Genomic DNA, 12,691 nt, shown 5'->3' with positions numbered 1-12,691 from the left:
TAAGTGACAAGTTTTTATTATTTCACTTGTCTACCTAGAAGGGAGCATATCAGCGGTTCACATATCAATCCCGACAGTCCCTTTTCTTTTTGTACGGAAAAAACTTGTAAATAAGACGCGAGTGTGCAAAAATAGACATAAAACAGATGCGGAGGCATCCTGAAAAAAAGAGGAGAACAACATGGAAAAACAGAAAAAGATAGCGCTGATTAACGATCTGACAGGCTTTGGCCGGTGCTCAACGGCTGTGATGGCGCCGATCGTGTCGGCGATGAAGATTCAGGCGGTGGCAGTTCCGACCGCAATTCTCTCAGCACACACGCAGTTTCCGACGTATTACTTTGATGATTATACTGACCGGATGAAGGATTACATTCAGACCTATAAGGATCTGAAGCTCGATTTCGATGCGATCTCGACCGGCTTTTTAGGATCGGAACAGCAGGTGGATATTGTGCTTGATTTTATCCGCCATTTCAAGACGGACCGCAACTTTGTCATCGTCGATCCGGTCATGGGAGACTATGGGAAGCTGTATCGGACGTACACGAAAGAGATGTGCGACAAGATGAAAGAGCTGGTTCACTACGCGGATATCATCACACCGAACCTGACAGAACTCTGTACACTGCTCGATGCGCCGTATCCAGAGAACGGGGCTTCGATTGAGGAGCTGAAAGAGATGTGCGGAAAACTGGCGGAGCGGGGACCGAAACATATTGTTGTGACGGGCATCCACTTTAACCAGACGCAGATTGCCAACTTTATCTATAACAAAGGCGAAGACTTCCAGATTGTCATGGTAGACCGCATCGGCGGCGACCGGAGCGGTACGGGAGATGTCATTGCGGCAATTATCGCAGGCATGTATCTGAACGGCCACAGCCTGTACGAGTCGGTGAAAAAGGCGGCGGATTACGTATCGAAATGCATCCGCTACTGCGAAGAAAACGAAGTGCCGAGCTACTGGGGACTCTGCTTTGAAATGTTTATGAAGGACTTAACGGAGGAAGCGTAATGTATTTATATACTGTAACCGGAGCCGTCGGCGAGGAAGGGTATCTCGACCTTGCAAAGAGCGGCGATCTTACCGGAAAAAATGTCTATGTCAACATGACAAACAAATGCCCGTGCAGCTGTGTGTTCTGTCTGCGCCAGACGAAACAGCAGCAGGAGGGAAATACACTGTGGTTAAAAGAGGGCGAGCCATCCGTTGAGACGATGCTGGAGCTGTTCGCACAGTACGATCTGAACGTGATCAATGAACTGGTCTTCTGCGGCTTCGGAGAACCGCTTGAGCGGCTTGAGGATGTCTGTCGGGTGATCGATTCCTTAAAAGAAACGTATCCGAACCTGAAAGTGCGTCTGAATACGATCGGTCTTGCCAACCTGATCTATGGAAGAGATGTCACCCCGGAATTAAAGGGAAGATTCGATACCGTCTCGATTTCCTTAAACGCGCCGGATGAAAAGGAATTTCTGGAGCTCACGCGGTCGAAATTCGGCATCCAGTCGTACGAGGCGATCAAGGAGTTTGCGGTTCTTTCCAAACAGTATGTGCCGAATGTTGTGATGACGGTTGTCGAGAAAGTCATGCCAGAGGAGAAAATTCAGAAGTGCCAGGAGATCTGCGATACCTTAGGAGTTACTTTACGTGTCCGCCCGTTTGAAAATTGAGAGGCCCGCAATCTTTCGCTTGTATTTGAACAACATAACGCCTATAATGGGAAAGAAAAACAAAAGAGAGGGAGAGACGTATGAACGAGTCTAATGGAGTCATCCGCGATGCGAGAAAGCTCGGTATTCCTAAAATGCTGATTCTCGGATTGCAGCACATGTTTGCCATGTTCGGTGCAACCATTCTGGTGCCGATTCTGGTAAACAGCTACTTTGTAGACGCATGCGGCGAGGGGCCGTCCCGCGGTCTTACCGTATCCGTCACACTGTTCTGCGCCGGCTTTGGAACCCTGCTGTTTCATCTGTGCGCGAAATTTAAAGTACCGGCATTTCTTGGTTCTTCGTTTGCATTCTTAAGCGGTTTCGCCGCTGTTGCAAACCTGAATACCGGAAAATATGCCAGCATGAGTGTCAACGACAAGGCAGCCTATGCCTGCGGAGGTATTGTGGTAGCAGGTCTTCTGTACCTGATTTTTGCCTTGATCATCCGCATGGTCGGCGTCAAACGCGTGATGCGCTACCTGCCGCCGGTTGTCACAGGTCCGGTTATCATCTGCATTGGCCTCAGCCTTGCTGGTTCCGCCATTAATAATGCTTCGACGAACTGGTTCCTGGCACTGGTTGCGCTGGCAGTCATCATCATTTTCAACATCTGGGGAAAAGGAATGCTCAAAATCATTCCGATTCTGATGGGCGTTGTGATTGCCTACGCTGTGGCAGTTGTCCTGAATGCACTCGGCATCAAAAATCCGGACGGATCCGTGATCATCAACTTTGCGTCGGTTGCACAGGCAGGCATCGTCGGACTTCCGCCGCTGCAGCTCTGCAAATTCGATCTGACCAGCATTATGATCATGGCACCGATCGCGATCGCGACTATGATGGAGCATGTCGGCGATATGTCGGCGATCTCTGCAACCGTAGGAGAGAACTTCCTTTCTGATCCGGGCCTGCATAGAACCCTGCTCGGTGATGGTCTTGCAACCGCAATGGCAGGTTTCATCGGCGGACCGGCCAACACGACGTACGGCGAGAACACCGGCGTTCTGGAATTGAGCCGCGTACATGACCCGAGAGTCATCCGTATTGCCGCAGTCTTTGCGATTATCGTCAGCTTCATTCCGAAGGTATCGGCACTCATCAGCACCATGCCGTCCTCCATCATCGGAGGCGTCAGCTTCATGCTGTACGGTATGATTTCTGCCATCGGTGTGCGCAACGTGGTTGAGAACAAGGTAGACCTGACGAAATCAAGAAACCTGATTATTGCGGGCGTCATCTTTGTCTGCGGACTGGGCTTCAGCAACGGTCTCTCCTTTACGATCGGCGGAACGACCGTCACCCTGACTGCACTTGCCATTGCAGCCATCGCAGGAATCCTGCTGAACATGATTCTGCCGGGCAACGATTACGAATTCGGCGTAAACGAGACCGGAGACGAGAACAGAGGAATCCACGCATAAAGAAAAATGCAAAAGAAAATCCGTTTTTTCTGCATCTGTATTCTGCACAAAGGAATGTGCAGAAACAGAGGGGAAAAAGCGGATTTTCTTTGCATTTCGGTACGGGCAAGTGTATATTGGAGGGTAAGAAGATATAAGGTTGGTAAAAAAATGACACACGAAAGATCGAAAAAGGGGATGATGGGACAGGTCGTCGGATCCTTATATTACCTGGATCCAACGGTGATTCCGCGGCTGAAAAGTCTGCGAAGCGGTGACGATCCGGTGTTTTCGTTTGGTGTTTTATTTTACGCGCTCAAATGCAATCCGCGGAGAGTGGTTCAGTACGTAGATGATGCCGCGTCGTTCAAATCCGTTTTTCTGGATCAGATGCTGCATGATTTGATTGTCCGTATGCGTATCGACGCGCAGGTGCGGGATCTGTGTCCAGCAGTAATCGACGATCTGGGAGAAAAATCCGTGGATTGTTCCGTCTGAGGCAACCTGGTGGATCGTGCCATACGGCGCATCGGAGAGCCAGGAGCCGTCGTCGATCTGCAGATACGTCGGATCCTCACCGATGATGAAGGCAAACGCGCCGTGCAGCGTGCCGTTTTCTTCCAGGACAAAAAGCTGTTTGTCACGGATTCTGTTGTGAATCAGCTCCTCCGGCGGAAAATGGTTTCCCCACTGATTCGGATTTCCGGTTTCCTGCATAAAAGAGCGGGCGTACGCATAGATTGACATGAGCGAAGTAAAATCCTCCGGGACGGCAAGTCGTATCATGATAAAAATTCTCCTTTTAGTTCAAAATAAGCAGTTTTATTGTAGCACAGCGGACGGTGAAGCACAAGAAAGAGAAAACAGGATTTGACTTTTTGAAAAATCCCATGTACAATGCGGTTAGTTGTAACTAACTAAAGCAGCCAAAACCACAACACAACGATTTCTGCCGGTCCTGGATGGGCCGGTTCCGCATCAAATTGTCAGAAAGGAAAGAATATGAAACAAAATCGAAAACGAAAAGAGACGGCGGGCATGAATTTTCTCCGCTATCTCGGCCCGGGACTTCTTGTCACGGTCGGTTTTATCGACCCGGGAAACTGGGCATCCAACATTGCCGCCGGATCGGGTTACGGCTACGAGCTTCTGTGGATGGTCACCCTGTCCACGATCATGCTGATTTTTCTGCAGCACAATGCGGCACATCTCGGCATTGTCACGGGAAAGTGCCTCTCGGAGGCGGCGAGCCTCTATCTGCCTGCGTGGCTGAAAAACACGATTCTTGCGACGGCGATGATGGCAGCGGTGGCGACCGCAATGGCGGAGATCCTCGGCGGTGCGATTGCGCTCCAGATGCTGTTCGGCATTCCGATCAAGCTCGGCAGCATGATGATTCTCGTGCTGGTTCTGATCTGTGAGTTTACAAGTGCTTACAAACGGATTGAAAAACTGATCATTGTGTTTGTCTCGCTGATCGGCTTTTCGTTCCTCTTTGAGGTCTGGATCGCCGATATCGACTGGGCGCAGGCGGCTGTCGGCTGGGTAAAACCGTCGTTTCCAGAGCACTCAATGCCGGTCATCTTAAGCGTCCTCGGTGCGGTCGTCATGCCGCACAACCTGTTTCTCCACTCGGAAATTATTCAGAGCCGCCAGTGGAATCTTGAGGATGATGAGGTGATTGCGCGCCAGTTAAAGTATGAGTTCAAAGACACCCTGTTTTCCATGATCATCGGATGGGCCATCAACAGTGCAATGATCCTGATGGCGGCCGCAACGTTTTTCCAGCCGCAGAATGCAAAGCAGGTGGATGATCTCGCAACGGCGGGAAAGATGCTGACACCTCTCCTTGGAAATGCCGCATCGGTGATTTTTGCAGCAGCGCTTCTGCTCGCCGGAATTTCATCGAGCATCACCGCGGGAATGGCGGGCGGAACGATTTTTTCGGGGATTTTTAACAAGCCGTATGAGATCAAGAGTAAGGAGACACGCTGGGGAATCCTTCTTACCATGATCCCGGCCGCAGCGGTCATTCTTCTGATTGATTCCCCGTTCCAGGGCCTTCTCTATTCACAGATGTTCCTTGGAATGCAGCTCCCGATTACGGTATTTACACAGATTTATCTGACGTCCTCGAAAAAAGTCATGGGAAAATACGCGAACAGTCTGCAGCTGAAAATTGCCCTGTTTGCGATTGCGGTGATTGTGACACTGCTGAATATCGCGCTGCTGTTTGTGCAGTAAAAAGAATGAGAAATAAAAAAAAGGAAGTCCGCTGTGCTGATCCCTGAAAAAGAGACCGGCGCAGCGGACTTCTTCTATTATAATATGCTCTCCATGCAGGCATCGACAAAGTCCTGCAGAAGCGGAGAGAGTTTCCGCCCCTTTTTCCAGATCACGGCGATCTGCGTTTCCAGGTCGCTTTCTGCGAGCGGCTGGATGCGGAGTCCCTGGCAGAGAGAGCTCATGGACTGCGGGAAAATGGCAGTGGCAAGGCCTTCCTTTGCCCAGAGCATCGCGCCGCGGGGATCGTCGCAGACACAGAAGAGATCCGGTTCCATGCCGCGCGAGTGGAATGCATCCATGATGAGTGCCTCATACCGGCGGTAGATGATGAGCGGAATATTCAAAAGATCCGGGAGCTTTAGCGATCCGTTCTTCTCGGGAAGCATATCTTTTGAAGAAACGGCAATCATAGGTTCAGAGCTTAAAATTTTATAGTCGACATCGTCGAGCCGCAGCGGCGTGCGGGCGATGGAAATGTCGATGATGCCGTCCATCAGATAGCGGTACAGCGTGTAGGTGATGCCGTCGTGCACCTCGAAGTTGACATCGGGATTGCGGCGGGAAAAAAGCGAGACGCACGGCATGATCGTTGCAACGGTGGTCGGTGTGATGCCGAGGCGCAGAACCCGCTTTTTGCCGACCTTTGCGACCTCAAGCTCCGTCGATTTCACGTACTCGAGCAGGTTGGCGGAGCGGTCGTACAGCAGTTTTCCGGCTTCGGTCAGGCGGACGCCCTGGCGGGTGCGTTCAAATAAAGTGACGTTCAGTTCGGCTTCCAGCTGCTTTAACTGATAACTGAGCGGCGGCTGGGACATATTGAGGCGGCGGGCGGCCTCGTGAATGCTTTCGGTTTCGGCGATGACGCGGAAATATTCAAGCTGGCGCAGTTCCATAAGAGACTTCCTTTCGTGAAATTATTTATGATATTAAAATTGTATCACTAAGCTATAAAAACAATACTATTCGTATTAATCATATGAGATTATACTGTCAATGTCAAGAAACAAAGAAATGGAGAGTGAAAAAGAAGATGAAAAGTCTTGGAGTCTACTTGAAGCACTACAAAAAAGAGAGCATCATCGCTCCTTTGTTCAAGCTTCTGGAAGTCGTATTCGACCTTCTGGTGCCGATGGTTGTTGCCCAGATCATCGATGTGGGTATCGCAGGCAATAACCGTCCGTACATCGTCAGCCGTTTTGGAATCCTCGTTCTGATGGCGGCAGTCGGACTTTGCTGCAGCTTCACCGCGCAGTATTTCGCGGCAAAAGCGAGCGTCGGCTGTGCAACCGAGCTTCGCCAGGCGGTCTTTGATCACATCCAGGCTCTGTCCTTTACGGAGCTGGATACCATTGGAACCGATACGCTGATCACCCGTCTGATCAACGATATCAACCAGGTGCAGAACGGAATCAACATGGGTCTGCGTCTGCTGCTGCGGAGTCCGTTTATCGTATTCGGTTCCGTTGTGATGGCATTTACCGTCAACGTAAAATGTGCCATCGTATTCCTGGTTACTATTCCGATCCTATTCGTTGCCGTATTCGGCATTATGCTGGTCAGCATCCCGCTGTTCAAAAAGGTACAGGCGGCACTCGACCGCGTCACCGGAATGACAAGAGAAAATCTGAACGGTGTCCGTGTCATCCGTGCGTTCTGCCGTGAGGAGCAGTCTGTTGCCGATTTCGAAAAGAGCAACGATGAGCTGACTTGTCTGAACGAGTTTGTCGGAAAAATTTCCGCACTGTTAAATCCGCTGACCTATGTCCTCATCAACATCGCAGCCGTTGTCCTGATCTGGCAGGCAGGCCTTCAGGTTAACATCGGCAGTATGCAGCAGGGACAGGTTGTCGCACTTTACAACTACATGCTGCAGATCATCGTGGAGCTGATCAAACTGGCATCGCTCATCATCACCTTAAACAAATCCGTTGCCTGTGCAGAGCGTGTCTCCGGCGTACTGGCGGTTCCGACAACCATGAACTACCCGGCAAAAGGCGGCGCTGCAAAGAAAGTAACTGGCGATGCAGCTGTTACATTTAAAAATGTCAGCTTCACCTATGCAGGAGCCGGCGCAGAGAGCTTATCGGATATCAGCTTTACCGCAAAACGCGGACAGACCATCGGAATCATCGGCGGTACCGGAAGCGGAAAATCGACGCTGGTCAGCCTGATTTCCCGTTTCTACGATGCGACCAGCGGTGACGTCATGGTAGACGGCGAGAATGTAAAGAATTACACGAAAGAAGAGCTCTGCAATAAAGTCGGTGTTGTTCAGCAGAGAGCAGTGCTCTTTAAAGGCAGTATCCGCGACAATATGAGGTGGGGCAAAGAGGACGCCACCGATGCAGAAATCTGGGAGGCGCTCACCACAGCCCAGGCGAAAGAAGTCGTAGAAGGCAAACAGGATCAGCTCGATTTTATGCTGGAGCAGAATGGAAAGAACCTCTCCGGCGGACAGAAACAGCGTCTTTCTATTGCGCGTGCGCTGGTAAAAAAACCGGAAATCCTGATTCTGGACGACAGCTCGAGTGCGCTTGACTTTGCAACGGATGCAAAACTCCGCAAAGCCGTCCACAATCTCGAAGGAAACACGACAACCTTCCTCGTATCCCAGCGAATCGCCGGCATCCGTCAGGCAGACCAGATCCTCGTTCTTGGAAATGGTACGCTCGAAGGAAACGGCACACACGACGAGCTGATGAAAACCTGCGAGGTTTACCGCGAGATTTACTTCTCCCAGTTCCCGGAAGAGCGTGCAGCTTATAACAACGAAAGCGGGGTGATCGCATGAAAAAGACAGAAAACAAGTCCGGAAAAAGCGGCATGCAGGTCATGAAAAAGCTGATGGCGTTTATCGGAAATTATAAAATTTTCTTAGGCCTTAGTATTGTCCTAGCTGCGGTTACCGTTATTTTACAGCTTTATATTCCGATCCTGTTCGGCGATGCGATCGATGAGGTTGTTGCAGCCCACCAGGTCAATTTCCCGGAGATGTGGTTCTATCTGAAACGAATCGTATTCTTTACCCTCGTTTCCGCACTTTCCGCATGGATCATGAACCTGATCAACAACCGTATGACGTACCGCATCGTGCGCGACCTTCGTTCCCAGGCGATCCGTCATATCCAGGTGCTGCCGCTGTCCTATCTGGATCAGCACAGCTCCGGAGACATCGTAAGCCGTGTTATCGCAGATACCGATATCTTATCGGACGGTCTTCTGCTTGGCTTTACGCAGCTGTTCTCCGGCATCGTAACCATTATTGTGACACTGTTTTTCATGTTCTCGAAGAACGTATGGATCACCCTTCTTGTGATCTGCCTGACACCTCTGAGCTTCTTCGTGGCAAAATTTATTTCCGGCCGCTCGTTCAAAATGTTCCAGAAACAGAGTGAGACGAGAGGAAAACAGACCGCACTCATCGATGAGATGATCGGAAACCAGAAAGTAGTCAAAGCGTTCGGCTATGAGGAAAAAGCTTCCGAGCGTTTTGCAGAGATCAACAAAGATCTGCAGAAATACAGCCAGCAGGCCGTGTTCTACAGTTCCTTAACGAACCCGTCCACCCGTTTTGTCAACAACGTGATCTATGCCGGTGTTGCCCTTGTGGGAGCTTTCATGATCCCGGGCGGCGCGCTGACCGTCGGCGGACTTTCCGTTCTGCTGTCGTACGCAAATCAGTATATGAAACCGTTCAATGATATCAGTTCCGTTATCACCGAGATGCAGAACGCGCTTGCCTGCGCAGGCCGTATCTTTGCTCTTCTGGAAGAGAAAGAGGAAAGTGCAGACCCGGCCGGAACGATCGATACCGTGACGGGAAATGTGACGATCGATGATGTAGCATTCAGTTATGACAAAGAGAAAAAACTGATCGAGAACTTTAATCTTGACGTACAGCCGGGCATGCGTGTTGCCATTGTCGGCCCGACCGGATGCGGAAAGACGACGTTTATCAACCTGCTGATGCGCTTCTATGATGTCGATGCCGGAAAGATCTGCATCGACGGAAAGCCGATCGACGAACTGTCCCGCCATGCGCTCCGCAGCTGCTTTGGTATGGTGCTGCAGGATACCTGGATCAAACAGGGAACCGTGCGCGACAACATCAGCTTCGGAAAGCCGGATGCGACGGAAGAGGAGATCATCAATGCGGCCAAAGAGGCACACAGCTGGGAGTTTATCAAGCGTCTGCCGAAGGGACTTGACACGGTTCTCAGCGAAGACAGCATCAGCCAGGGGCAGAAACAGCTTCTCTGTATCACCCGTGTCATGCTCTGCCTGCCGCCGATGCTGATCCTCGACGAGGCGACCTCCAGCATCGATACCCGTACCGAACTGCAGGTTCAGGAGGCGTTTGACAAGCTGATGCAGGGCAGAACGAGTTTCGTCGTTGCCCACCGTCTGTCCACGATCCGCAACGCTTCGCTGATCCTCGTCATGAAAGACGGAAAGATCATCGAGCAGGGACGCCATGAGGAGCTTCTTGAGAAGAAAGGCTTCTACTACAATCTGTACAACAGCCAGTTCCAGGCGTCATAAAAGATATTTGGAAAAGAGAACAGCAGATCTGTGCCGCGCATGCGATTTTGAGGCGTGCGCGCTCAGATCTGCTGATTTTTTATATGTTTTTGCAATATTCTGAAAAAAATACGGCATGGGGTATTGACGAATCCTATCACAGGTGCTATAGTTTTACAAAAATAAAAAAAGACGTAGAAGTTTTTAGAAAATGTGCGGAGAGCCTTTGGAAATTTAATTTTCGAAAGGTGCACGACCGAAGAAGTAAAACTTTCAGGTGCTGGTTCTCTTCTTAAAACAAGAACGGACGGGAGACGGCGAGGACTAAAAACGGAGTGGTCTCTGGAGAAGCTCTTGAAAAGAGTGCCGAAGGTGCAATGCAGCGATGCAGAATCTCTCAGGCAAAAGGACAGAGTCAAAAAAGATACAGAAGAAGAACAGCCGCGGAACAAAAAAAGCGGTGCGCAGAAACGAAAAAATTCCGGAAGCGCGGTTTTTTGCTGTATTTTTCAATCAGAGCCATGTTCTGCAGGAAAAGTCCCGCAGGAGATGGTATTTTTTTTCTCAAAACGGTGCGGATGTGTGATCCACATTGTTCAGACCATACGTCGAATGGAAAGGGAGAAAAGAAAATGGATGCATTGAATCAGGCAATTGCGCAGATCAGTGATGTGCTCTGGAACAGCGTACTGCTGTTTCTGCTGGTAGGTACGGGAGTTTATTTCTCTGTTCGGACCCGCTTTGTACAGGTAAGAAAGTTTAAGACCGCGTGGAACCGCGTCTTTGGCGGTTTCTCGTTAAAGGGTAAGAAGGCCGGAAAAGACGGCATGACTTCCTTCCAGGCGCTTGCAACAGCGATCGCCGCACAGGTCGGAACCGGAAACATCGCAGGATGTGCGACCGCACTCGTATCCGGCGGCCCGGGAGCCATCTTCTGGATGTGGCTTGCTGCGTTCTTCGGCATGGCAACGATCTACGGCGAGGCGTATCTCGCGCAGATCTCCAAACGCCGCGATGAGAGCGGAGAAATCATCGGAGGACCGGTTTACTACATTACCCACGCATTCAAGGGAACGTTTGGAAAAGCACTGGCAGGCTTTTTTGCCGTAGCCGTTATTCTGGCGCTTGGCTTTATGGGAAATATGGTACAGTCGAACTCCATCAGTGATGCGTTCTACACCGCATTTTCCGTACCGAAATGGGTGATGGGTGTGATTGTAGCCGTTCTCGCCGCATTCATTTTCATCGGAGGTATCTCCCGTATCGCATCCTTCACCGAAAAAGTTGTTCCGGTGATGGCAGCACTGTATCTCGTCGGAGCCCTTGTTGTTATTCTGATCAACATCCAGCATGTGCCGTCAGCGATTGCTTCGATCTTTATCTGTGCATTCCGTCCGGATGCCGTATTTGGTGCAGCAGCCGGTATTACCGTGCGGAAAGCCATGCGTTACGGTGTTGCCCGAGGCCTCTTCTCTAATGAAGCCGGTATGGGTTCCACCCCGCATGCCCATGCGATTGCCGATGTCGAGAACCCGGAGGATCAGGGTGAAGTAGCGATGATCGGTGTCTTTATTGATACCTTCGTTGTCCTGACCATGACCGCTCTCGTTATTCTTTCTTCCGGCGTTCTGGAAGAGATGATGAGTACCGGTGTTGTAGGAACCCCGGTCGCACAGGCGGCATTCCGAACCGGCCTCAAAGGCTTCGGACCGGCGTTCGTAGCGATCTGTCTTCTGTTCTTTGCATTCTCGACCATCGTCGGATGGTACTTCTTCGCAAGACAGAACGTACAGTATCTGTTCGGAAAGAAGGCAGTCGTTCCGTTCTCGCTGATCGTCGTTGTGTTCGTTTTCCTCGGCTCTCTGCTGAAAGTGGATCTCGTATGGAACCTGTCAGACCTCTTTAACGGCCTGATGGTAATTCCAAACCTCATGGCGTTGATCGTCCTCGCAGGAACCGTAGCAAAAGCGGCAAAAGGTGAAAAAGTAGAATTCTAATCATATATACAGAACGGGAAAAAGGAGGAAAGTCTGCTGATGCAGACTTTCCTTTTGCAATTATTCAGAGCTACATCTCGATTCCGCTGCGCTGCATCTCGATGTGGCTTCTCGCCATATAAAATTTCAAGAAGAACTGTTCGTTCATGCGAGCATGACTCACAGTTCTTCTTGAAATTTTGCATGGCTCTGAATAATTGCAAAAAGAAAGACCGGCAGGGGAGCTACCGGTCTTTCAAGGGGAGTATAAATAATTAATAAGGGGTTATTAATTGTAAAAAAATTTATGAAGGGTAAATTCTTTTACAAAATTGATTATAATACAGATAACGGGAAAAAGCAACATCGAAATTCAAAAGTTGGAAAAAATTACCACAATTTGGAAAGCAGTGGTCCGAAAGCAGGAAAAACACTGTATTTTTGGGCTTGCATTCCCCACTTTGGAACAGATACCGTGGAAAAACAGGGTTCTGGATGCATAATCTGCGCGGAAAAAGCGATACTAAAGGATGTCGCAGGACAAAAAAACATTCAGGAGGAAACAAGATTATGACCAGAAACAGCAAAAATGAATACAGCAAAAACGAGTACAGCAAAAACGGATACGAGAAAAGCGAATACAGCAAAAACCAGAAGAACAGCAGAGACTGCAATCATGTGAAAGACCGTGAGATGTCATCCTACGGTCAGCAGAACCGGGAGCAGGACGAGAAGGATGAGTATGAAAAATACTAAGTAAAACCTTGGGATTCCGGCAGAAAAAGCCGG

At 50.0% G+C, this 12,691-nt stretch carries 10 protein-coding genes and 1 riboswitch; of the genes, 8 read left to right on the top strand and 2 right to left on the bottom strand.

Annotated elements, in window-relative coordinates:
- Positions 1 to 181: 181 nt before the first annotated feature.
- The 3 genes from DXD02_RS09460 to DXD02_RS09450 all read left to right on the top strand — a co-directional run bounded on the left by DXD02_RS09460 (position 182) and on the right by DXD02_RS09450 (position 3,140).
- Positions 182 to 1,018: a pyridoxamine kinase gene (locus DXD02_RS09460; RefSeq protein ID WP_117813209.1), complete on the top strand. Its 837-nt coding sequence runs from the start codon at positions 182 to 184 to the stop codon at positions 1,016 to 1,018.
- The gene (locus DXD02_RS09455) at positions 1,018 to 1,677 is read left to right on the top strand and encodes a TatD family nuclease-associated radical SAM protein (protein ID WP_022462642.1); all 660 of its coding nucleotides are present in this window, start codon (positions 1,018 to 1,020) and stop codon (positions 1,675 to 1,677) included. The genes DXD02_RS09460 and DXD02_RS09455 overlap by 1 nt, the downstream gene beginning before the upstream one ends.
- Before the next feature lie 80 nt (positions 1,678 to 1,757).
- Positions 1,758 to 3,140 (top strand): uracil-xanthine permease family protein, encoded by a 1,383-nt coding sequence (locus DXD02_RS09450; RefSeq protein ID WP_118666767.1) that lies wholly within the window; start codon positions 1,758 to 1,760, stop codon positions 3,138 to 3,140.
- Positions 3,141 to 3,422: 282 nt separating this feature from the next.
- Here DXD02_RS09450 and DXD02_RS09445 read toward each other — a convergent pair whose 3' ends face one another.
- Positions 3,423 to 3,905, bottom strand: coding sequence for a hypothetical protein (locus DXD02_RS09445; RefSeq protein ID WP_022462640.1), 483 nt, complete (start codon positions 3,903 to 3,905; stop codon positions 3,423 to 3,425).
- Between the two features lie 216 nt (positions 3,906 to 4,121).
- On the opposite strand from DXD02_RS09445, the gene DXD02_RS09440 reads away from it, so the two are divergent.
- Complete coding sequence (locus tag DXD02_RS09440; RefSeq protein WP_118594598.1) at positions 4,122 to 5,363, top strand: Nramp family divalent metal transporter; 1,242 nt, start codon at positions 4,122 to 4,124, stop codon at positions 5,361 to 5,363.
- A gap of 77 nt (positions 5,364 to 5,440) precedes the next feature.
- Here DXD02_RS09440 and DXD02_RS09435 read toward each other — a convergent pair whose 3' ends face one another.
- Positions 5,441 to 6,298: a LysR family transcriptional regulator gene (locus DXD02_RS09435; protein WP_022462638.1), complete on the bottom strand. Its 858-nt coding sequence runs from the start codon at positions 6,296 to 6,298 to the stop codon at positions 5,441 to 5,443.
- A 137-nt stretch (positions 6,299 to 6,435) separates the two neighbouring features.
- Between DXD02_RS09435 and DXD02_RS09430 the strand changes: the two genes are divergently transcribed.
- From DXD02_RS09430 to DXD02_RS09410, 4 genes are all read left to right on the top strand, one after another.
- Complete coding sequence (locus DXD02_RS09430) at positions 6,436 to 8,196, top strand: ABC transporter ATP-binding protein (protein ID WP_055227033.1); 1,761 nt, start codon at positions 6,436 to 6,438, stop codon at positions 8,194 to 8,196.
- A gap of 41 nt (positions 8,197 to 8,237) precedes the next feature.
- Positions 8,238 to 9,947: an ABC transporter ATP-binding protein gene (locus DXD02_RS09425; protein ID WP_082424887.1), complete on the top strand. Its 1,710-nt coding sequence runs from the start codon at positions 8,238 to 8,240 to the stop codon at positions 9,945 to 9,947.
- A 311-nt stretch (positions 9,948 to 10,258) separates the two neighbouring features.
- Positions 10,259 to 10,349: riboswitch (glycine riboswitch) on the top strand.
- A gap of 209 nt (positions 10,350 to 10,558) precedes the next feature.
- On the top strand, positions 10,559 to 11,923 hold the full coding sequence (locus tag DXD02_RS09420; protein WP_117760598.1) for an alanine/glycine:cation symporter family protein: 1,365 nt from the start codon (positions 10,559 to 10,561) through the stop codon (positions 11,921 to 11,923).
- A gap of 549 nt (positions 11,924 to 12,472) precedes the next feature.
- On the top strand, positions 12,473 to 12,658 hold the full coding sequence (locus DXD02_RS09410) for a hypothetical protein (protein ID WP_022462634.1): 186 nt from the start codon (positions 12,473 to 12,475) through the stop codon (positions 12,656 to 12,658).
- Positions 12,659 to 12,691: the final 33 nt, after the last annotated feature.

The sequence above is a fragment of the Blautia sp. TF10-30 genome (assembly GCF_003481245.1).
In the GTDB taxonomy this organism is placed as follows: Bacteria; Bacillota; Clostridia; order Lachnospirales; family Lachnospiraceae; genus Fusicatenibacter; species Fusicatenibacter saccharivorans.
The sequence above is the reverse complement of the archived record's forward strand: the minus strand, read 5'-3'. Positions and strand labels throughout refer to the sequence as shown.

Bases quoted from the DNA above. Each gene is read 5' to 3' on its own strand.
- DXD02_RS09430 (WP_055227033.1), top strand. From the start codon at position 6,436: ATGAAAAGTCTTGGAGTCTACTTGAAGCACTACAAAAAAGAGAGCATC.
- DXD02_RS09460 (WP_117813209.1), top strand. From the start codon at position 182: ATGGAAAAACAGAAAAAGATAGCGCTGATTAACGATCTGACAGGCTTT.
- DXD02_RS09455 (WP_022462642.1), top strand. From the start codon at position 1,018: ATGTATTTATATACTGTAACCGGAGCCGTCGGCGAGGAAGGGTATCTC.
- DXD02_RS09410 (WP_022462634.1), top strand. From the start codon at position 12,473: ATGACCAGAAACAGCAAAAATGAATACAGCAAAAACGAGTACAGCAAA.
- DXD02_RS09420 (WP_117760598.1), top strand. From the start codon at position 10,559: ATGGATGCATTGAATCAGGCAATTGCGCAGATCAGTGATGTGCTCTGG.
- DXD02_RS09435 (WP_022462638.1), bottom strand. From the start codon at position 6,298: ATGGAACTGCGCCAGCTTGAATATTTCCGCGTCATCGCCGAAACCGAA.
- DXD02_RS09450 (WP_118666767.1), top strand. From the start codon at position 1,758: ATGAACGAGTCTAATGGAGTCATCCGCGATGCGAGAAAGCTCGGTATT.
- DXD02_RS09445 (WP_022462640.1), bottom strand. From the start codon at position 3,905: ATGATACGACTTGCCGTCCCGGAGGATTTTACTTCGCTCATGTCAATC.
- DXD02_RS09440 (WP_118594598.1), top strand. From the start codon at position 4,122: ATGAAACAAAATCGAAAACGAAAAGAGACGGCGGGCATGAATTTTCTC.
- DXD02_RS09425 (WP_082424887.1), top strand. From the start codon at position 8,238: ATGAAAAAGCTGATGGCGTTTATCGGAAATTATAAAATTTTCTTAGGC.